20 protein-coding genes and 4 pseudogenes are annotated in these 18,720 nt (G+C 66.8%); 16 read left to right on the forward strand and 8 right to left on the reverse strand.

Annotation, left to right across the window (positions count from 1 at the left end; genetic code table 11):
- Positions 1 to 13 precede the first annotated feature (13 nt).
- From EDD27_RS21970 to EDD27_RS21980, 3 genes are read left to right on the forward strand one after another with little or no spacing between them, the layout of a single operon-like run.
- Positions 14 to 1,099, forward strand: a complete 1,086-nt coding sequence (locus EDD27_RS21970) for a tyrosine-type recombinase/integrase (RefSeq protein ID WP_127934056.1) — start codon at positions 14 to 16, stop codon at positions 1,097 to 1,099.
- Positions 1,065 to 2,969, forward strand: coding sequence for a tyrosine-type recombinase/integrase (locus EDD27_RS21975; protein ID WP_127934057.1), 1,905 nt, complete (start codon positions 1,065 to 1,067; stop codon positions 2,967 to 2,969). Before EDD27_RS21970 ends, EDD27_RS21975 begins: the two co-directional genes overlap by 35 nt.
- A complete protein-coding gene (locus EDD27_RS21980) occupies positions 2,966 to 3,265 on the forward strand; it encodes a hypothetical protein (RefSeq protein ID WP_127934058.1) in 300 nt (99 codons plus the stop codon). Before EDD27_RS21975 ends, EDD27_RS21980 begins: the two co-directional genes overlap by 4 nt.
- A 525-nt stretch (positions 3,266 to 3,790) precedes the next feature.
- On the opposite strand, the gene EDD27_RS21985 is transcribed toward EDD27_RS21980, so the two are convergent.
- Positions 3,791 to 4,246, reverse strand: coding sequence for a VOC family protein (locus EDD27_RS21985; protein ID WP_241564185.1), 456 nt, complete (start codon positions 4,244 to 4,246; stop codon positions 3,791 to 3,793).
- Positions 4,246 to 5,118 (reverse strand): sigma-70 family RNA polymerase sigma factor, encoded by an 873-nt coding sequence (locus EDD27_RS21990; RefSeq protein ID WP_127934059.1) that lies wholly within the window; start codon positions 5,116 to 5,118, stop codon positions 4,246 to 4,248. Before EDD27_RS21990 ends, EDD27_RS21985 begins: the two co-directional genes overlap by 1 nt.
- Positions 5,119 to 5,253: 135 nt before the next feature.
- Between EDD27_RS21990 and EDD27_RS21995 the strand changes: the two genes are divergently transcribed.
- Together EDD27_RS21995 and EDD27_RS22000 are read left to right on the forward strand one after the other, a co-directional pair.
- Complete coding sequence (locus EDD27_RS21995) at positions 5,254 to 5,646, forward strand: VOC family protein (protein WP_127934060.1); 393 nt, start codon at positions 5,254 to 5,256, stop codon at positions 5,644 to 5,646.
- Positions 5,647 to 5,906: 260 nt separating this feature from the next.
- Complete coding sequence (locus EDD27_RS22000; RefSeq protein ID WP_127934061.1) at positions 5,907 to 6,365, forward strand: YdeI/OmpD-associated family protein; 459 nt, start codon at positions 5,907 to 5,909, stop codon at positions 6,363 to 6,365.
- Here the strand turns inward: EDD27_RS22000 and EDD27_RS58820 are convergent.
- The 3 genes and pseudogenes from EDD27_RS58820 to EDD27_RS22020 all read right to left on the reverse strand — a co-directional run.
- A pseudogene (locus tag EDD27_RS58820) lies at positions 6,342 to 6,508 on the reverse strand (transposase); the annotation flags it as partial. The gene EDD27_RS22000 and the pseudogene EDD27_RS58820 overlap by 24 nt on opposite strands.
- Positions 6,509 to 6,735: 227 nt before the next feature.
- A pseudogene (locus EDD27_RS22010) lies at positions 6,736 to 8,135 on the reverse strand (IS3 family transposase).
- Positions 8,136 to 8,949: 814 nt separating this feature from the next.
- Positions 8,950 to 9,516 (reverse strand): TetR/AcrR family transcriptional regulator, encoded by a 567-nt coding sequence (locus EDD27_RS22020; protein WP_127934063.1) that lies wholly within the window; start codon positions 9,514 to 9,516, stop codon positions 8,950 to 8,952.
- Between the two features lie 88 nt (positions 9,517 to 9,604).
- On the opposite strand from EDD27_RS22020, the gene EDD27_RS22025 reads away from it, so the two are divergent.
- Positions 9,605 to 10,069, forward strand: a complete 465-nt coding sequence (locus EDD27_RS22025) for a cupin domain-containing protein (RefSeq protein ID WP_127934064.1) — start codon at positions 9,605 to 9,607, stop codon at positions 10,067 to 10,069.
- Positions 10,070 to 10,397: 328 nt separating this feature from the next.
- Here EDD27_RS22025 and EDD27_RS22030 read toward each other — a convergent pair whose 3' ends face one another.
- Positions 10,398 to 11,702, reverse strand: coding sequence for an IS256 family transposase (locus EDD27_RS22030; protein WP_127932211.1), 1,305 nt, complete (start codon positions 11,700 to 11,702; stop codon positions 10,398 to 10,400).
- A 358-nt stretch (positions 11,703 to 12,060) separates the two neighbouring features.
- On the opposite strand from EDD27_RS22030, the gene EDD27_RS22040 reads away from it, so the two are divergent.
- From EDD27_RS22040 to EDD27_RS22060, 6 genes are all read left to right on the forward strand, one after another.
- Positions 12,061 to 13,407, forward strand: coding sequence for a serine hydrolase domain-containing protein (locus EDD27_RS22040; protein WP_164903731.1), 1,347 nt, complete (start codon positions 12,061 to 12,063; stop codon positions 13,405 to 13,407).
- A gap of 445 nt (positions 13,408 to 13,852) precedes the next feature.
- Positions 13,853 to 14,026, forward strand: a complete 174-nt coding sequence (locus EDD27_RS22045; RefSeq protein WP_206641583.1) for a hypothetical protein — start codon at positions 13,853 to 13,855, stop codon at positions 14,024 to 14,026.
- Positions 14,013 to 14,471, forward strand: coding sequence for a hypothetical protein (locus EDD27_RS22050; RefSeq protein WP_127934066.1), 459 nt, complete (start codon positions 14,013 to 14,015; stop codon positions 14,469 to 14,471). Before EDD27_RS22045 ends, EDD27_RS22050 begins: the two co-directional genes overlap by 14 nt.
- A 405-nt stretch (positions 14,472 to 14,876) precedes the next feature.
- Positions 14,877 to 14,978: a hypothetical protein gene (locus tag EDD27_RS58825; RefSeq protein ID WP_421917312.1), complete on the forward strand. Its 102-nt coding sequence runs from the start codon at positions 14,877 to 14,879 to the stop codon at positions 14,976 to 14,978.
- 19 nt (positions 14,979 to 14,997) lie between these two features.
- Positions 14,998 to 15,153: a hypothetical protein gene (locus EDD27_RS58830; protein WP_421915616.1), complete on the forward strand. Its 156-nt coding sequence runs from the start codon at positions 14,998 to 15,000 to the stop codon at positions 15,151 to 15,153.
- 146 nt (positions 15,154 to 15,299) lie between these two features.
- Positions 15,300 to 15,647 carry a hypothetical protein gene (locus EDD27_RS22060; RefSeq protein ID WP_127934067.1) on the forward strand — a complete coding sequence of 116 codons (348 nt, stop codon included), beginning with the start codon at positions 15,300 to 15,302 and terminating at the stop codon, positions 15,645 to 15,647.
- Between the two features lie 11 nt (positions 15,648 to 15,658).
- Here EDD27_RS22060 and EDD27_RS22065 read toward each other — a convergent pair.
- Together EDD27_RS22065 and EDD27_RS58835 are read right to left on the reverse strand one after the other, a co-directional pair.
- Positions 15,659 to 16,261, reverse strand: a pseudogene (locus tag EDD27_RS22065) (transposase); the annotation flags it as partial.
- A 253-nt stretch (positions 16,262 to 16,514) separates the two neighbouring features.
- A complete protein-coding gene (locus EDD27_RS58835; RefSeq protein ID WP_421915618.1) occupies positions 16,515 to 16,760 on the reverse strand; it encodes a DUF7677 family protein in 246 nt (81 codons plus the stop codon).
- Between EDD27_RS58835 and EDD27_RS22070 the strand changes: the two genes are divergently transcribed.
- The 4 genes and pseudogenes from EDD27_RS22070 (at position 16,701) to EDD27_RS55685 (ending at position 18,714) form a co-directional block, all read left to right on the forward strand.
- Entirely contained in the window at positions 16,701 to 17,153 is a 453-nt protein-coding gene (locus tag EDD27_RS22070; protein WP_206641584.1) for a transposase, read from the forward strand. The two genes, EDD27_RS58835 and EDD27_RS22070, sit on opposite strands and share 60 nt — an antisense overlap.
- 23 nt (positions 17,154 to 17,176) lie before the next feature.
- Positions 17,177 to 17,506, forward strand: a pseudogene (locus EDD27_RS56810) (IS3 family transposase); the annotation flags it as partial.
- 31 nt (positions 17,507 to 17,537) lie between these two features.
- Complete coding sequence (locus EDD27_RS56815; RefSeq protein WP_241564187.1) at positions 17,538 to 18,272, forward strand: hypothetical protein; 735 nt, start codon at positions 17,538 to 17,540, stop codon at positions 18,270 to 18,272.
- Between the two features lie 73 nt (positions 18,273 to 18,345).
- Positions 18,346 to 18,714, forward strand: coding sequence for a hypothetical protein (locus EDD27_RS55685; RefSeq protein WP_206641585.1), 369 nt, complete (start codon positions 18,346 to 18,348; stop codon positions 18,712 to 18,714).
- Positions 18,715 to 18,720: the final 6 nt, after the last annotated feature.

Below are 18,720 nucleotides of genomic sequence, written 5' to 3' on the forward strand. Positions count from 1 at the left end.
TACATCTGTTCTCATGATCGAACAAGGACTCCGGCTGGAAGCACATGAGGGTAGCTGGATGCTGGCCGGACCGTCCGCCGGGCAGTTCGTCCTGGTCGATGAGTATCTGGCGTATCTGGCCGACCGGAACTACTCGCCCAAGACCGTCCGCTCCTACGGCTATGACCTGCTGGCGTTCTGCCGCTGGCTGGCGACCGAGGACGTGTCGCTGGGTGAGGTGACGACCGAGACGCTGCTGAAGTTCTTGCACGCCTGTCGTGAGGCCAAGGTTCCCGGGCGTCGCGCCGGCCCGAACGTGGTCACCTTGTCGGGCCGTCGGATTGATCGGTACGCCGCCACGACGATCAATCGGCGGCTTGCGGCCATCTCGGGGCTGTTCACGTTCGTCACGATGCGCGACCCGGAGTCGATCAACCCGGTCCCGAAAGGACGCGAGGCGCGCTGGCGGGTGGCCGGCGAGCGGTCCGGGATGCTCGCGCACACGATCCGCCGCCCGAAGAATCGCTCCTCGCTACGACTGCGCGAGCCCCGGCGCCTGCCCAAAGCACTGTCCCAGACCCAGGCGGCGGAGCTGCTGGCCAGCTTCCACACCTGGCGCGACCGAGCGATCGCGGGGCTGATGCTGTATTGCGGGCTGCGCTCGGCCGAGGTGCTCGGCTTGAACGTCGCCGACGCCGACATCGGTGGCCGCTGGGCGAGCGTGCTCGGCAAGGGTGATCGGCAGCGGCGCGTCCCGTTGGACGCCGACGTCGCCTCGGTCATCCAGGTATATCTGCTGGCCGAGCGGCCCGAGTCGACCGAGCAGCGGCTGTTCCTGGTGGCCAAGGGCCCCAACCGGGGACGACCGCTCACGGCAGCAGGGCTGCGCACGATCTTCCGCTATCACCGCGCCGTCAGCGGGATCACCGCAGGTCATTCCCACGCGCTGCGGCACACCTTCGGCACCGCACTGGCCGAAGCCGGAGTCGACCTGGCGGTGATGCAGGCGTTGCTCGGTCACGCGCACGTCGACACCACCGCCCGCTATATCCATCTGGCACCCGCCCACGTGAAAGCCGAGTTCGATGCCGCACGCAGCCGCATCCGCGCCCAGCAATAGCCTGCACGCCGACTACCTCGACTATCTGCAGCGGACCGGGCGAGGCAACCGTCCCTATCAGCAGGCCGCGCGGGTGTTCTTCGAGCGTTGGCCCGGCCCCGGGTGCTGGGCCGCCGAACCGTTGGAGATCCGCTTGTCGGCTGATGCGCACACTCGGCCGATCATTACCTTCCTCATGCTGCACCGCGGACTACGACCCGGCTACGACTACCTGCTGGAACGCAAACTGTCCACGTTCTGGCGAGAGATGGAGGACTCGCCCGTCGCTGCGGGAGTGCAGCGCTTCGTGACCGCCGCCGAGGACCTCGGCTTCTCCTTGCGCGTGCGTCTGGCCACCGGCTCTCAGGTGCCGGCCCGGCTGCTCATCCAGGCCGGACCCGTCCTTGAACAGCTCACCCTGGCCGACCTGGAAGAGTTCGCCGCCGCCTGCGTCGCCCGCAGCGCCCGCACCGGCAAGGACCACCGCCACTATCTGTCCGCGCTCAGCAACGCCCAGCGAGTCCTGTTCCACCTGGGCATTATCGACACGCTGCCGAGGATGGGCGGGCCGGTCCCCTTCGAACAGCGGCTGGCCGAGGTGGCAGAACCGATCTGCACCACGATGATCGCCTACCTGGAACGCAAGCGCGCCACCTGCCAGCCCAAGACCGTCTCCGCGATCGCCACCCGGCTCAAACACTTCGGCCTCTTCCTCACCCACATCGATCCCGGACTCACCTCGATCGCCAAGCTGGACCGGCAGCATCACATCGAGCCCTACCTCACCGCCCTGGTCGACGCCGTCAACCCCAAGAACGGCGAAGCCATCACCGTCGCCGACCGCTCCCGCCGGGTGATCGCGCTGACCGGCTTCCTCACCGACATCACCGAGTGGGGCTGGGCCGAGGCACCCGCCCGCAAGCTGGTGTTCCGCGATGACAACCCCAAGCTCCCGCAGGTGCTGCCCCGCTACCTGCCCGTCGATGCCGATCGCCGCCTGACCGAAGAGCTCCGCGACCGTCCCGGCAACCAGCTGGCCGCCTGCGCCCTAAGGTTGCAACGCGCCTGCGGGCTACGCATCGGGGAACTCCTGGACCTGGAGCTCGACTGCGTCCATGAAGTTCCCGGCCACGGCAACTGGCTGAAGATCGGCCTCGGGAAGCTGGAGACCGAACGCATGGTCCCCCTCGATGAAGAGATCCTCGACCTGATCGACCGCATCATCGAGCTCCGAACACACGGCAGACCCATGCCACATCCCCGCTACCGGCGTCCGGCTCAGTTCCTGTTCACCCACCACGGACGCCGCCTCGGCCAAGGCGCCGTCCGCGCCGAACTCGATCGCGCCGCTCAGCAAGCCGGACTCGGTCACATCACCTCCCACCAGCTCCGCCACACCTACGCCACCGCTCTGGTGAACGCCGGAGTCTCGTTGCAGGCGCTGATGGCGTTGCTCGGACACGCCTCCGCAGAAATGAGCCTGCGCTACGGACGGTTGTTCGACACCACAGTCCGCGCCGAATACGAACGAGCCCTCGACCTGGCCAAACAACAAGCCCGCACCCCAGCCCCCGGCCGGGTCCACCTGCCCCTGGCCGACATCACCGGCGGCAAGGACTGGAAAGACACCCCGCTGATCAAACCCAGAATGGCCGGCGGCTTCTGCCTACGCGCACCCGCCCAAGGCGCCTGCACCTACGCCAACATCTGCGAACACTGCCCCAGCTTCCACACCGAACCCAGCTCGCTGCCCATCCTCGCCGCCCAGCGTGTCGACGCAGACGCGCTCGCCCAGGACGCCGAGAATCGAGGCTGGATCGCCGAAGCCGAACGACACCGCCGACTCATCACCCGACTCGACCACCTGATCAGCGAGGCCCACGCCGGATGACCAGCAGCGACACCCTCCACCGCGTCGAGAAGGCATGCGCCCAGCTCCACCGCGACGGCCAACCCGTCACCTTCATCGCCGTCGCCAACCTCACCGGGCTAGGCCGCACCACCCTCTACCGCAGTGCCACCCTCCGCGCCATCATCGAGGAAAACCGCCGCCGCGCCGCCACCAACGGCACCCTCACCGGCCTCCTCGACGAAATACGAAACCTCCACACCGCTCTGGAAGCCGTCGCTGCACGCGTCCGTCGCCACGAAGAGCAACTCCGCCGACTTACTACCCGGGTCAGCTGAAAGCGTTACCCGGCCAACGCCCAAAACCAGCGTCATTAGCCGGATAAGCCCTCGACAACACCCTGATGGAATCACAGATCGGCCTCTACAAGACCGAGCTGTTCAAGCCCCGCGGGCCCTGGCGCAGCCTGGCCGTCGTCTCGGCCGCCGGTGTCGTGCAGCGGCGAAGCGGCCTCGGCCGGCCATCGCCCACGCCAGCTGCTCCGGCATGCGCCGCAGCAGCTGGCTGCTGCACGGGTGCCGATCGGCCACGCCGCCTGGCGGCTCGCGAACGTGCAGGCCTGGCACGCCACGTTCCGGCATTTCAGTCGCCGTGCAGTGAGATGTACCTGGATCTGGACCTGGAGACCGCCAGCGGCAGGTCATGAAGCAGTCGCCGACAGTGACCCGTGCAGCCGGACTGCCCGCACTTCCGGACAGCTCACGGGTGCTCCGCCGGCGCGTGCTGTGACCAGCACATAACCGGCGCGATCCGCCAGGTCATCGACGACTAGCTCGGCACCTGCCGCGACGCGAGTACCAGTACTACCGGCCGCGGGGGTGAGTGAATCGCAGCATGTTGCCGGAGGGGTCGAGGAAGGCACAGTCGCGGCCACCGTGGGGCTGGTTGATCGGTTCTTGCATCACATCAGCGCCCGCCGCCTCGATGTGCTCGAAGGTGGCGTCGCAGTTGTCGGTCACGAAGACGAGACAGCCCAGCAGGCCCTTGGCCATCAGATCCTCGATCGCCCGCCGGTCGGACAGGGAGACACCTGGGTCCACATCAGGTGATTTGAGGAGGATCTGCACGTCCGGCTGGGACGGCGGGCCGACACTTACCCACCGTTTCCCCTCGCGCTCGACGTCATTGCGTACCTCGAAGCCGAGCACGTCACGGTAGAAGCCGAGCGCCTCGTCGAGGTCGTGGACAGCGAGGGTAAGAGACGAGAGCTTGAGATCCAGGCCGGTCATGCTGTGGACCGGTCGGGGAGTCTGGCTCATCACCGCTCCTTGTTGTTGGCGGTAAGGAAGACGATGTCGAGGCTGCGGAGCCCGCCCGGGTCGGTGTCGATATCGATGCGGGTGATCTTTCCCTTGCTGATGGTGAACGTGAAGACGGCCTTCGGCCGGCCGAGATGCGACCAGACGGCCGCCGGGACGCCGTCGACCAGAGCGAGCCGGGCGGCCTGAGCTCGTCGTGCGGCGAAGAAGGCCGCCACCGCGTGGCCGCCGCGGATCTCGCCGACCACGGCGTCCGGATCCAGCAACTCGAGCAGAGCGACGAAATCCCCACCCCGGGAGGCGGCAAGGAATGCCTCGACGATGTCCCGCTTCGCCGATCGCGCGGCATCCGATGCCCCGGCCGCTCCTTGCACCCGGCGCCGAGCCCGGCTGGCGAGCTGCCGGGCCGCCACCGGGGAGCGGTCGATGATGGCGCCGATCTCGCCGAACGACACAGCGAAGACGTCATGCAAGACGAACGCGAGCCGCTCGGCAGGAGTCAGCGTGTCCAGCACCACCATCAGCGCGACACCGACCGAATCGGCCAGCAGCGCCTCGTCCTCGGGGCTGGCCTGGCCAGGTGGGTGGAGACTCTCCTGCGGCCCGGCTGGCTCGGGCGGCAGCGCCCCGGCCGACTCCTCGCGCCGGGCCCGGCGCGCCTCGAGCATGTTCAGACAGACCCGGGCGACGATGGTGGTCAGCCACCCGGCCGGGTTCTCCACCTGGCCGGTGTCGGCGCGGCTGACCCGCAGCCACGCCTCCTGCACCGCATCCTCGGCCTCGCCGGGTGAGCCGAGCATCCGGTAGGCCACCGCGTGCAAGCGGTCCTGGTGCTCGGCGAACCGCTCGCTCAGCCAATCCTGCTCGACCATCTGTCACATTCCTCCGTTTCGCCGGTCATATCAATTGACCGGCGAACCCACGCCGATGTGACATCCAGGCCCGGCCCGGATGTCCGGCCCGCCAGTTCAGGCGGCAAATACACCGAAATCATCAGGAGAGAAACCGTGTCACTGCAGGTGAGCTCCATCATGCTGGGCGTCAAGGACCTGGCCCGCGCCAAGAAGTTCTATGCCGAAGGCCTGGGCTGCAAGATCGACAAGGACACCCGCAATTTCGTTTCGTTCAACCTGGGCGAGGGGTCCCCGCAGCTGGCTCTCTACGAATGGGAGGCGGCGGCACAGGACGCCGGCGTCTCCCCGGAGGGATCCGGATTCCGCGGTGCCTCATTCCACTTCAACCCCGACTCCAGGGAAGTGGTGGATGAGATGATGCGCAACGCGGTGGCTGCCGGCGGCAGCGTGGTCAAGGAGGCGGCCCCCGCCCAGTGGGGCGGGTACTTCGGCTACTTCAGCGACCCCGACGGCTATCTGTGGAAAGTCACCACCTACGCCTCCTGACCGATAGACGTCACGGAGGGTCCCGGACACGCCACACTGGTGAGGCCAGGGGCCAGCCCGGGTCCTCGTTCAAGAACGCGAGGGCCCGGACAGGGGACGGCCGGACGTGTGCCGCCTCCTCTATGACCGGGCGCGGTGCTTGATCACCGTTGCCGCAGCCGTCCCGGGCGCGGCGGCAGCCTCGGTGAGGAAAGTAGACCGGTATTCGGGGCGGGGCGGGCTGGATCCGCAGTGAGCTGGCAAGATAGCGAGAGCAGATCATGAAGTTTCGTGCCTACGTCGAGTCTGCGGAGCCCATGAGGGGGCTTGAGGTTCCCGAAGACGTTGTGGAGGCGCTCGGTGGAGGTAAGCGGCCGAGGGTGACCATCACGATCAACGGGCACGCATGGAAGAGCAGGGTCGCCATCATGCGCGGCCGCTACCTGCTCGGCCTGAGCAACGCCAACCGGCAAGCCGCCGGTGTCGTGACCGGTGACGAGGTCGAGGTCGAGGTCGAATTGGATGCCGAGCCCCCTGCCGTGGTAGAGCCCGCGGACTTTGCCCGCGCCCTGGACGCCGACCCGGTTGCCCGCGGCGTTTACGACCGCCTGCCCTACAGCCACAAGCGCGAGCACGTGCTGGCCATCGAAAGAGCGAAGAAGCCCGAGACGCGCATACGACGGATCAAGAAGGCTTTGGAAGTGCTGCGGGATCGGGAGGACGATGGCATGCAGGGCTGAGTTGGCTTGTCCGTCGCCGCCTCGATTGAGGCGGTGGCGTTGAACCTTGCCGGAAGATACCTCGACAGGGCTGACTCCGCAGAGTGCCGTGAAGGACGCCTCGCTGCCAAGCCGCTCGGCATTGTCTCCGGCGGTGATCGCAGGGCGAAGGCGGTGTCCGGGCCGACGCCGTAGGTGTCGAGTAGGCCGGTAGCGTAGTCGGAGATAACAGCGGTGATCTGACTCGAGATCGGTGATTTTCCTGGGTGCGGTGACTGATGCGTTGTGCCAGGAGCCGCAGAGTGTAGGTGGCGGCAGAGGTGATGCTGGCGGGTGCCTCTGTATCAAGCCGCGCATCGGTACCTGTCAAGGATCTTGAGACAGTCTCTTGCTATGTGGACGCTATGAGCGCTTGTGGGGTCGGTGGATTGATCCACGCCGCGGTGGGCATAGGGGGCGGGGTCGGCGGTCGGCCGAACCGCGTTGGATTGGCCGCATAGGCCGCGGCCAGAACCTGAGCTCGCTGGAGCTGGATCTGCCCGGCGGTGCCGAAGTAGACCGAGGCCGGGGTGTGCAGCCCCAGCGCCGCATGACGGTGCTCGTGCCGGTAGTAGTCGAAGAAATCGGTGCACCAGGCGTGCGCGTGCTCGATCGAGGAGAACTGCTCGGGGAAGTCGAAGCGGTACTTCAGCGTCTTGAACTGGGCTTCCGAATAGGGGTTGTCGTTGGACACGCGCGGGCGGGAATGGCTGCGCTGCACCCCCAGGTCCACCAGTAACTGAGCGACGTTCTTGGACGTCATCGCGCTGCCCCGGTCGGCGTGGATCGCCTTGGGCCGGCCGTGTGCCGTGATCAGTCCGGCCATCCACCGCTCGGCGATGGCGGCGTCCTCGGCCGCCTCCAGCCGCCAGCCCACCGGGTAACGGCTGAAGATATCGAGCATCACATACAGCTGGTAGAAGGTGCCGCGGGTCGGGCCGGGCAGGCGGGTGATATCCCAGCTCCACACGTCGTTCGGCTGATGGGCCACCAACTCGGGTTTGACATGGGCCGGATGCGCGGCCAGCCGACGCCGCTCGCGCACCAGTCCCTGCTCGCGCAGCAGCCGGTACATGGTCGATTGAGAGGCCAGGTAGACCCCTTCGTCCAGCAATTCGGCCCAGATCTGCGCGACTGCCTTGTCGGCGAAGCGCGGCTCGGTCAGCACTGCCAGCACGCGCTCACGCTCGTCGAGCGTCAGCGCGTTGGGCGGCGGCTCGACGGGGCCGGGCTTACGCGGCGGGCCACTGGCCCGGGCGCGTTGGCGATACAGGCTGGCCCGCGACTTGCCCAGCAGCGCGCACGCCGCGCTGGTCGAGGTGACGGCTTCCAGGTCAGCGAAGACCTCGCCTATCGCCTGTTCGACCTCGGCTTTGAGGCCGCGCTCTCGGAGAGCGTCTCCAAGAGCGCATGTGCTTTTCCCACCAGATCCAACGCCGCGTCTTTTCGGGCCAGTTCGGCCTCGAGCGCTTCCACCTTGCGCCGCAGCCGCTCCAGCTCGGCCTGCTCGCCGCTCTTGCCCGAGCGTTTGCCGCCCTTGGCCAGGCCGTCCAGCGCTCCCGCCTCGGCCGCCCGCCGCCACTCCACGAGATGCGAGGAGTACAGCCCTTCCCGCCGCAGCAGCGCGCCCCGCGCGCCCGGTTCGGTCAGCGCGTCGTATTCGGCCAAGATCGCCTGCTTGTACTCGGGCGTGAACGTCCGCCGCCGCGGCCGGTCCGCGCGTGGCCCCTGCTTGCCCTTACCCGAGCTCATTGCTCCATCATCGGCGATCGACGCCGGGGAACGCTCGGCCAGTCTCATGCTCACGGTTCGTTGAGATCCTTACTCACCCTCATCAGTCAGATGAACTGTAGTCACATCAGTCTCAACAAACCCTGACAGAGAGGGCATCGGCGAATCGGTTTGGGGTTGCTCAGGCCTGCCAGTGAGTCACGAAGCTCGGGTTAGGCCGCAGCCAGAACGGCCTTCAGCTGGTTGATCGCCTGTGATCTTGATTTGATAGCTGAGGTTTTGGCCAGTCTGAACAGCCGACACTGAGCATTTCCACCAGTCCGTCGCCGCCCTTGGCCAGAGCCGTGGCGCTGCCGGACAGGCACGGCCCGCCGCCTCGGCCCCAACGCGTCAGTCCTACCCTGCGTGGACGTGCGACTTTGTCGGGCTGATTGACCTCCAGGACCTCGATTCCGAAGCGCTCAAATGGCGGGCCAGTGCCGCGCAGTAAGAGCCCGTGCACGTCAGAAGGGGCCAACCCCACTGCGCCAGTGCCAGCCCTTGGCCAGGACATAGGGTGGACGCACGCGCCCGGGGACGATGGCCGTCGCCAGCACGGTCAGCAGCATTCTTCCTGCAAGCTAGGCGTGCTGCTGTTCGGCGGGAGCGTTGCCCTGGTGTCGCAAGTCTGAACCCCAGGAACCGCCAACGGCGAGGGCGACTCGCGATCTGGAGTTCACGAGCGGCGCCCCGCATGGCAGATCGGTTGGCTTATCCACGGCATGCCGTTCGGAATCCCGTGGGTGGAGGGCCGGCCGTGCGACGGGTGTGGGCCTGGAGCTTGACAATGAGGTGGTCAACGGGGACGTAGGCCATCGAGCGCGATCTCGACGAGCCGCTGCCAGTCACCGGCCGAATGGCGAATGACGGCCGCCATACCACAAACGATCATGTTGACGTCCTCGGTCGTCACATCAGATCGGATCACGCCACCGGCCTGTGCCCGATGGATCAGTTCCGCGATGACGGCCAGTAGGGCCGCGCGTGTCTCCCCACGAGGTTCGGTCGAGCCCATAGCCTTCTCGATCACCTCTGACATGCCGCGATCGTCCGCCAGCACCTCTCCGACGTGGCACAGGAAGACGCGGAGCGCCTGGAACGGATCCGCCTCGGCGAGGCATCGCGCCCGCGCGAAGGCCGCCATCTCGGCGGACCTGCGCTCTGCGACCGCCTCGATCAGGGCCTCGCGGGTGGGGAACTTCCGGTAGAGGGTCCCAACTCCGACTCCGGCAACCTTGGCGACCTCCGTCATCTGCACGTCGTAGCCCTGCTCGGCGAACAGCGCCCGCGCCGCCTCCAGGACACGGTCACGGTTGCGCTCGGCGTCGATACGCGGCTTACGCCGGGTGGGAGGAGTTGACATATCAGGTGTCCTCTGTCTAACTCAATAACGGAATCCGGACTCCAGATTCCTATTATGTCATGCATGGAAGACCGAAAGGCTCATCGTCATGTCGAAAGACCGTTTCATCCTGCTTAACCCCGGCGAGGTACGGCCCGCCCGTGTCCCAGTTCCACCCGTGTTCGGCTTCAAGGCGAGGACCGAGGACACCGAAGGCAGACTGTCCCTGCTGGAGGTCATCCTGGCTCGCGACATCCCCCGCCACGTCCATCGCGTCGCCGACGAATGTATCAACGTGCTCGACGGCGTGCTGGAGGTGGAGTTCGACGACCGTGTGGAGCATGTCGCCGCGGGAGGGTTCGTGCTGCTACCGCACGGTGTCCCGCACGCCCTGCGCCGAGGCTCCGACCATCCCCCGCGGGTGATACAGATCTCCACGCCAGGAGGATGGGAGTGCTACATCGAGGACCTCGCCGAGGCCGGACCGGACGCCTCCACCACTGACGGACAGTTCGACCCGAAGAAGCTCAACACCATCGCCGCCAAGTACGAGATCACCTACGAGGAGCAGTAGTCGCCAGAAGTGCTAGAGGTATGTTCGTTCGCCCACGCTGGACAGACCCCGCCGATTAGGCGCCATCGTCGCGCCCGCGATGCCGCGCCGGCAGCGCGCTCTCCGCCATGACGTGGCGCCCCGCGACTACCTCGGTTGCACATTGACAGTAGCCGACCAAGGGAAACAGGCGCAGGGCCAGCAAGAAGTAGGCCCCGACACCCGAGACCAAGAACGCAGGCAGCGCTTACACGTTTAAGGAGTGCCTCGACGAAGCTTCTCTAGCACTGCTGCATGCCAAACGCACGGGGTCTGTCCAGTGATCGGTGTATCTCGATCTTGACTTGATCTATCGGGTGGTCGGGGTCAGGCGGCCTTCGAAGGTGATGGCGAAGGCGTTCAGAGCGGCCTTCCAGCGGGTGATCCAGCGTTTGCGGCCCTTGCCGGTCGGGTCCAGGCTCATGATCGCCATGTAGACGCACTTGAGCGCGGCCTGCTCGTTCGGGAAGTGGCCGCGGGCCTTGACCGCCCTCCTGATACGGGCGTTGACCGACTCGATGGCGTTGGTCGAGCAGATCACCCGGCGGATCTCGGTGTCGAAGTTGAGGAAGGGCACGAACTCGGCCCAGGCGTCCTCCCACAACTTCACGATCGCCGGATACTTACCGCCCCAGACCTCGGCGAACTCATAGAACCGCTCGAGCGCCGCCGCCTCGGTCGGCGCGGTGTAGACCGGCTTGAGCGCCTTGGCGATGGCGTCCCAGTGCTGGCGGGCGGCATACCGGAACGAGGCACGCAGCAGGTGAACGACGCACGTTTGGACGACGGCCTGCGGCCAGACGGTCTCGATGGCCTGCGGCAGCCCCTTGAGCCCGTCGCAGACCACCATCAGCGCATCAGCGACGCCACGGTTCTTAATCTCGGTCAGCACGTGCAGCCAGAACTTGGCGCCCTCGCCGCCGTCGCCGGCCCACAAGCCGAGGATGTCGCGCTCGCCATCGACGGTGACCGCCATCGCCACGTAGACCGGCCGGTTGGCCACCTGGCCGTCCCGCAGCTTCACATGGATGGCATCGATGAAGATCACCGGGTAGACGGCGTCGAGCGGCCGGTTCTGCCACTCGGCCATGCCGTCCAGCACCTTGTCGGTGATGGTGGAGATGGTCTGCTTAGAGACTTCGGCGCCGTAGACCTCGGCCAGGTGCGCGGAGATCTCGCCGGTGGTCAGGCCCTTGGCGGCCAGCGAGATGACCATCTCATCGACGCCGGACAGGCGCCGCTGCCGCTTACGCACGATCTTCGGCTCGAAGCTGCCGTCCCGATCCCGCGGGACGGTGATCTCCACCGGGCCGACGTCGGTGATGACGGTCTTGGACCGGGTCCCGTTGCGCGAGTTGCCTGTCTCGCTGCCAGCGCGCTCGTGCTTGTCGTAGCCGAGATGGTCGGTGATCTCGCCTTCGAGAGCGGACTCCAGCACCAGCTTGGTCAGCCGGCCCAGCAGCCCGTTCTCACCGACCAGCTCCACCCCTTCGGCTCGCGCCTGGTCGACCAGCCTGGCCACCAGCTCCCGATCCGTCGAGCTCTCCGACTTCTTACGCGCCACCGCGGCGTCCTCCAGGTCGATCTCCGTCGATGCCTGGATCACAGTACTCATCAGGTGCGTTCTCCTTGATCAGGAGTTACACCGAAGACCGTACAGTCCCAACGCACGCCCAGGCACGATCCAGCTTGACGGCGACGGCGCGGTCGGCCGTGCATGCATCGCAGAATTCGGGCGCTTCCGCGACGGCAAGCTCGCACCTGAACCGTGCCGTGTACATGTCGCTGGGCGGCGGTCCAGCCGCCAGTGGAGGCTGGGCTAAGAAAGTGCGGATCGTGTGCTATGGATTTCGTCGTTGGCGGTGCTCAAGATAGTCGAAGTGCTCGTGAAGATGATCGCTGCGCTCTCGGCTCTGGCGGTATTCGCCCTCGCTCTCTTCGTCGCCCCACGGCCACCCGTGCTAGGCCCGCCAGTGACTGGCGACCCTGCTCTGGCCGCCCAGGTGCGGCGCGCCGCCGGGGCCGACGGCTACCAGAGCCTGTCGGTGGCTCTGATCGAGGGCGGCCGGACCCGGTTCGCCGGGCTCGGCTCCGCCGATGGCACGCGTCCCGTCGACCAGCGAACCCCGTACGAGCTGGGCTCGATCGCCAAGGCCATGACCGGCATGGTCCTGGCGGACCTGGCCGAGGACGGTTTGTCGCCCGACACACTGGTCCGCGACCTGCTGCCGGACGCAGGCCTGTCCGCCCCTGCGACTCTGGCCGAGCTGGCCTCGCATCGCTCCGGCATGCCGCGGCTCCGCCTGACGCCCCAGATCATCGCCGGAGCCTTGCTGAGCCCGTACACCGGCGGCGATCCCTACAGGGGAGCCGGGCCGGAGACGGTGCTGGCCGACGCGGCCGCGGTCAAGACCGGCGAACGAGGCAAGGTCGCCTACTCGAACCTGGGCATGGCCCTGCTGGGCCTGGCCCTGGCCGAACATTCCCACACGACCTACGCCGACCTGCTCCGCACCCGCGTCCTCGTCCCGCTGGGCATGACGTCCACGACGGCACTCGGCCCTCGGGACGGCCTTCCGCCCGGCCACGCCACCGGCCGGGCGGAGAACGGCCTCGCCATGGACCCCTGGCGCGCCCACGGTCATGCCGCGGCGGGCGGCGGCGTGTGGTCCACTGCGGAGGACGTCGCCAAGCTGGTCAACGCCGTCATGAACGACACTGCCCCGGGCGCCGACGCCGCCACCCCGCGCTGGAACCAGAACGATCGCCAGCGCATCGGCTACGGCTGGTTCACCACCCGGTACGACAACCGGACCATCACCTGGCACAACGGCGCCACCGGCGGGTTCACCTCGTACGCGGGCTTCGACCGGGCCACCGGACGCGGTGTGGTCGTCCTTAGCAACACCGACAAGCGGGTGGACGCTTTGGGCCTGCGTCTGCTCGGCATCGAGAGACCGGACGGTGAAAACTCGTCCCCCGCCATGACCGTCGTGATGATCCTTTTCACCTTCAGCGGCCTCGGGTTCGTGGTATCAGCGGCCCGCGCTCGCGGGATCAAGCGGCTGTCGGTCACCGGCCAGGCGCTGTGGGCAGTGCTGCTGCTCTGGCTGACACGCAATGCAGGTCCATGGGATGCCGTACCGCCTGTTGTCTGGATTCTTGGGGCTGGTGTGCTGGCGGTGGCCATCGCCCTCGCCGTCCTCCGATGGCCACGCCTGGAACTCGGCCACCGTACGCCAGTGCCCTGGTGGAGTTGGATATCAGTCGTCCTGCCGCTCGTTTTTCTGATCATGTATGGAGTGGCGATGGCTCTATGATCCGCTCTTTATTGGTGGTACAGGGTGGCCGTCGGAGATCCGATCATCGCGAGGATGGCTTTTCCGGGAATTTCCCGCTCTCCAGCGCCCGGTGTGCGGCGAGTGGGAAGCAGGCGCCGATCCGCGGCCGATGTGGTGCCGGAGTGCGAGGGAGACCAGGTGGCCGAGGAGCGCTTGGTGCTCCGCGGTTTGCGGCGATCTCCGGTGGCAGTGAGCGGATGGTCGTGCGCTTGTCCGGCAGGAGGTTGAGTGCACGTTGCGCAGCGCGCCGAGGACGGTTTAGCGCGGGTGGGCCCCGGTCGAGAAGGCCCAGCGGGGTCAGGTGCGAGTTGGCGAGTGAGACATCGAAGGGAAGTCTGCGCATGTCTGTACCACCTCCGCCGCCAGGCAAGTCGCCCGGCACTGCGAGGGTCGGCGAGAAGGGTCCGATCGTCATCCGAAAGACATGCGTGACATGTTCGAGATCAGCCCGGGCGACACCCTGCTACTGCGCGCCGACATCGGCAAAGGCATCGCCGTCCCCTCTCAGGAGATGGTGGTCGGCTTGGTCGAGACCATCTTCGGCGAGCCGTCCGCCGCAAAGTTCGACGACAAGGGAGAAACTGATGGATCAGGCTGAGCGCGCCCAGCACCGTCGTACGGCAGGTCCGTGGCATCTGTGGGTGGTAGGGCTCGGCTTTCTGGCCCTGTACCTCGTCGGCGGGCGCGACTACATCTTGGCCAGGACCGTGAACCAGGGATACTTTGACGAACAAGGCTACGGACCCGACCAGATAGCGTATTTCAGCGACTACCCGGCGATTCCGGCCGTCTTCTGGACCATCAACATCGCCGCCGGACTCGCGGCGGCTGTGCTGCTGCTGTTCCGCTCCCGCTGGGCGGCCCCAGCCACGTTGATCGCCGCAGCCTCTCAGTTGTGCCTCCTCGTCATCACGTTCGGATTCATGGACCGATGGGCCATCCTCGGACCCCGGTTCTCACTCGTCGACATCGGCGTGTGGGTGCTCACCGTGGGTCTCTGGCAGTACTGCCGCGCGATACACCGGCGAGGTATCCTCCGGTGATCTCGAACTGGGCGGCGGACGCTGACCGCGATCGCCGCGGCCACCACCAGAGACATGACGCATCAACGGTGATCGTCGATCTCGGCTTCGACGTGGAGGTCGGCCCGTTGTTCGAGACGCCGCGCGACCACATCATGATCTGTAGTGCGGCGTTATCCCGCCGGACGACCACGACGCGCTGCGCGCCGCCGACGCCGCGATCTTCCCGTCCGGCACGGTCAACGCCGACGCGGCTGAGGACTGCTGTGCGACCTCTCCGGGCGGCTCGGACATGACACCGCCTGACCGCGACGACTACGTACAAGACCTGCCAGAGGGCTCACTGACGTTGCTCGCACGCGCGATCACCCTGGTCGCGCCCCCTCGGGCCGGCACAGAGAGCTGGCCCAGCGCCTGCTGGTGAAGATGACCCCGCTGTCGGGAGAGGTCAGGCGGGTCGGCATCTCGGGCGTGCCGGGCGTCGGCAAGCCCACCTTCATCGACGTCCTGGGGCACGCATGTCACTAGGCAGAGGCACCGCGTTGCCGTGCTTGCCGACGCCTCCTCCACTTGCACCGGCGGCAGCATCTTCGGTGACAAGCTCCGCATGGCCGCGTTCACCGCCGGCCCCGCCGCCGCTGTGACGACCGCCGTTGCATTCACCGGCGGAGCACCAGCGGCCGCGGATGAGGATGGCCAATGAGCTCTTTTCATCCCGAGTAACGGCCGTCTTCGACGAGTTGGAGGACGAGGATGGCCTGCGCGCCAGCACCTCGTCCACTCCCCCATCGACCAGATCGGACGGGAAGACGAACAGGCTGCTGCGCGGAAGCATGTGAAGATGCTCGCATGAGACGAACGACCACCGGCGGCCCGGTCTTACGCTGGGCAGCGGTGCTCCTGGCCGGTGCACTCCTCCTCATGGGGCTCGTCTGGCTCACGCCCGGCGAGGACGATCGGTTCGCTGGCTCGGCTCCCCAGATGGAAGCCGTCGCTCGCACGTTGGGGAAGGACGAGGTGCTCAAGCGCCAGACAATCGGCGTGCTCACGTTCGATGCGGTCTACTGGGACGGCGACGCGGTGGTCTTCTCCCTCAGCGACAGCCACCGCGCGTACATATGGAGCCCTGACAGGAGGCCGGGCGACACATTGCCCCTGTGGGGCCCGTGGTACACGTTCTGGAGCGATCCCCACTGAACCTTTCATCTTCACGCGGCCTGGGCGGCGCGGTGGTTCTGAAGAACGGCGATGGCCTTGCACAGGTGGCCGGCCTTACTCGGGCTGCAGCGTAGCTTGCGGAGGATTCTCCAGCTCTTCATTTGGGCGTTAGCACGTTCGCCGGGTCCCCGGAGCTTGGCGTGGGCGCGGTTGGCCTGCTTCTGGGACTCTGGCTTGTCCTTGCCCTTGTAGGGCGTGAGGACCAGGCCCTCGGCCCCCTGATACGCCTTGTCAGCCAGGGTGATGATCCCGGCCTGCTCCAGGGCGCGCAGGACAGCCCAGATGCGGGCGGCGCTCAGATCATGGGTCTTGCCGGGCAACGCTCCAGAGGTCCACAGGATCATCCCGTCCGGTGTGGCGATGACCTGTACGTTCATGCCGTGCACGCGATGTTTGCCGGAGAAGTAGGGCCGGTCGGCCTTGATCCCGTCGGTGCGGATCAGCGTGCCGTCCAGCACCAGGTAATGCAGTCCGTCCTGCTTGGCCTTCCGTAACGCCTGACCGAGCTTGGGCGAGCGCGCCGACAACAGCGTCACCGTCTCCTCCACATACCGCCACGCGGTCGCCGTCGACACCCCGAAGCCGGCCCCGATTCGGTGCTCACTGGGGTCTGGCTGGAGCCGAGTCCATCTTGAAGCTTCGCGCTCTGATCGCCAACGCCGACTTTCCCACCTACTGGCGATTCCGTCTTGATCAAGAGCACCACCGCGTTCACCACGCCCGCCACCGAGAAGGGCGCCACCTCGCCGCCTGATCACCCCGTCTGGACAGGAGCGACATCGACAGAAACCCGGGACCGGGTGGCGGCCAGTGTCCGCGTTAAGGACCAATCAACCGCGTCTCCCACTATTCGTACGGGGGATCGATCACGTACGTGGGGTCGCAGTATCGGCGGATCCATTGGGCTGCCCGGTACTGGGCGTATCCGTCGTCCACCTGGCCGTTTTCATCGATCTCCAGGACGTTGGTGTAGATGGTGAAGACCATCTCCAGCTCGCCCGTGAACTGCTGGAAAGCTGCCGACAGCTGACCGTGCGCATCAACCAGCTGGAGAGCCAGCTGCGCAAGCTCGTCCAGACCCTGGCCCCACAACTGCTGGCCATCCCGGGGTGTGGCGTGCTCGGCGCGGCGACCATCATCGGGGAGACCGCGGGCGTGCACCGTTTCCGGTCCAAGGCGGCCTTCGCCCGCTTCACCGGAACCGCGCCCATCCCGGTCTGGTCGGGCAACAGCAGCCGAGTACGGCTCAACCGTGGCGGCAATCGGCGGTTGAACTCAGCGCTGCACATGATCGCCGTGACCCAGACGCGCGGCGTCGGCCCGGGCAAGGCCTACGTCGAGCGCCTGATGGCCGAGGGCAAGACCCGCACCGAGGCCGTCCGCCTGCTGCCCCGACGCATCTCCGACGTGGTCTACCGCACCCTCAAGCGCACCGACACCACCGCCTCCCAGACGAGTGACCACAAGATGGCCATGGCGGCTTGACGACATAGGAGCATCCGCGAACTCGACCCTCGACCGCCCAGATGATCGCCTTCATCGACGCCCATCGCGACGAGTTCGGCGTCGAGCCGATCTGCCAGACGCTCGAGCTGGCGCCCTCGACGTACTACGCGGCCAAGAACCGGCCGCCCTCGGCCCGCGAGCAGCGAGACGCGCAGCTGACGGCCGAGATCATCCGGCTGTGGAACGACAACTTCGAGGTGTACGGGGTGCGCAAGATGTGGAAGGCGCTCAACCGCCAAGGCGTGCGTGTGGCCCGCTGCACGGTTGCCCGGCTGATGCGCCGGCTCGGGCTGTCCGGCGCCATCCGCGGCGATCACAAGCGCCGCACCATCATTGCCGGGCCGCAGTGTCCGCGGCCGGCGGGTGACCTGCTACTACTTCTATCTGTGGGACGCCGACTTCGGCCCGGCCTTCATCAAGGTCTGCGCCTACTTCCCCTATCCGGGCAAGATCTGGGTCAACGGTCACGAGTGGGCCAAACGCCAAGCCGCCAAGGCCGGCCTCGGCTTCACCGAACTGTCCAACGGGTTCGCCACCTGCGATGACCCACTCGCCTTGCAAGAGATCTGCGACCGGCTCACCTCCGGCACCATCAACGTGTTCGTCCAGCGCTGGCTGAACCGGCTGCCGCTGCCCTTCGACAACAAAGATCACGACGCGGGCTACTGGTGGGAAACCTCCATGCGGCAGATCGAGATCTCCCGCACCCTGGTCTTCGACGCTCCCAGGCACGCCCGCGGCTTCTTCGAAGCGCTCATCGCCGACAACCTCGACATCGGCCGCCCGCACAACGTCGAGATCATCTTCGCCCGGCGGGTGCGCCGTGACACCGTCGGGACTTTCCGCACCGCGATCGATCGCCGTGACAACGGCGGGGTGCTGTCAACGTGTTCTACAAGCATTCCCGGATCAAGCAGTACCTCAAGGACGGCCGGGCGATGCGCATCGAGACCGTCGTCAACGCCGCTCGTGATCTGGGCTGTCAGGCCCCCTGCACAACTTGGAAGAGCTTCAGGCCAAGGCCCGCGCCGCCAATCGGCGCATACTGGAGGTCGAACGGGCCGGCAAGGGTTGCGTCCTTGCGAGTCCAGCCTTTGAGCGGATCGCGCGCCCCACCACCGACGAGGTGGGGCGCAGGACCCCGGCGCTACGCTTCGGCGATCCTCGGGTCATGGCCCTGGCCGGCGCCCTATGCCACACGCTGCTTGCCGCGACCGGCTTCACCAACAAGAACCTTCGCGTCTTGATGACCGGACTGCTCGGCACCACCAGCTACAGCACGGGCCAGATGACCTACGACCTGCGCCGCCTACGGCTCAACGGACTGATCCGCCGGCTACCCCGATCCAACCGCTACGTCCTGACCGACGACGGCGTGCGCATCGCCGTCTTCTTCACCAAGATCTACAAGCGGTTACTCGTCCCGTTGACCGCTGCCGATCAAGCCCAGGCGCCGCCCGAACTCCGAGCCGCGCTCAAGACCATCACCCGGCACGTCGACGACTACGCCACCCAAGCTCGGCTCCCTCGGGCGTCGTGAAACTTG

The organism is Nonomuraea polychroma, assembly GCF_004011505.1.
Taxonomy (GTDB): domain Bacteria; phylum Actinomycetota; class Actinomycetes; order Streptosporangiales; family Streptosporangiaceae; genus Nonomuraea; species Nonomuraea polychroma.

What these genes read in the sequence shown, in the direction of transcription:
- EDD27_RS58825 (WP_421917312.1), top strand. Translation starts at nt 14,877, where the DNA reads ATGACCCCGCTGTCGGGAGAGGTCAGGCGGGTCGGCATCTCGGGCGTG.
- EDD27_RS22000 (WP_127934061.1), top strand. Translation starts at nt 5,907, where the DNA reads ATGAAGTTTCGTGCCTACGTCGAGTCTGCGGAGCCCATGAGGGGGCTT.
- EDD27_RS22050 (WP_127934066.1), top strand. Translation starts at nt 14,013, where the DNA reads ATGGATCAGGCTGAGCGCGCCCAGCACCGTCGTACGGCAGGTCCGTGG.
- EDD27_RS22020 (WP_127934063.1), bottom strand. Translation starts at nt 9,516, where the DNA reads ATGTCAACTCCTCCCACCCGGCGTAAGCCGCGTATCGACGCCGAGCGC.
- EDD27_RS21985 (WP_241564185.1), bottom strand. Translation starts at nt 4,246, where the DNA reads ATGAGCCAGACTCCCCGACCGGTCCACAGCATGACCGGCCTGGATCTC.
- EDD27_RS22060 (WP_127934067.1), top strand. Translation starts at nt 15,300, where the DNA reads ATGAGACGAACGACCACCGGCGGCCCGGTCTTACGCTGGGCAGCGGTG.
- EDD27_RS22030 (WP_127932211.1), bottom strand. Translation starts at nt 11,702, where the DNA reads ATGAGTACTGTGATCCAGGCATCGACGGAGATCGACCTGGAGGACGCC.
- EDD27_RS22025 (WP_127934064.1), top strand. Translation starts at nt 9,605, where the DNA reads ATGTCGAAAGACCGTTTCATCCTGCTTAACCCCGGCGAGGTACGGCCC.
- EDD27_RS22045 (WP_206641583.1), top strand. Translation starts at nt 13,853, where the DNA reads ATGCGTGACATGTTCGAGATCAGCCCGGGCGACACCCTGCTACTGCGC.
- EDD27_RS21975 (WP_127934057.1), top strand. Translation starts at nt 1,065, where the DNA reads ATGCCGCACGCAGCCGCATCCGCGCCCAGCAATAGCCTGCACGCCGAC.
- EDD27_RS21970 (WP_127934056.1), top strand. Translation starts at nt 14, where the DNA reads ATGATCGAACAAGGACTCCGGCTGGAAGCACATGAGGGTAGCTGGATG.
- EDD27_RS21980 (WP_127934058.1), top strand. Translation starts at nt 2,966, where the DNA reads ATGACCAGCAGCGACACCCTCCACCGCGTCGAGAAGGCATGCGCCCAG.
- EDD27_RS55685 (WP_206641585.1), top strand. Translation starts at nt 18,346, where the DNA reads ATGGCCCTGGCCGGCGCCCTATGCCACACGCTGCTTGCCGCGACCGGC.
- EDD27_RS21990 (WP_127934059.1), bottom strand. Translation starts at nt 5,118, where the DNA reads ATGGTCGAGCAGGATTGGCTGAGCGAGCGGTTCGCCGAGCACCAGGAC.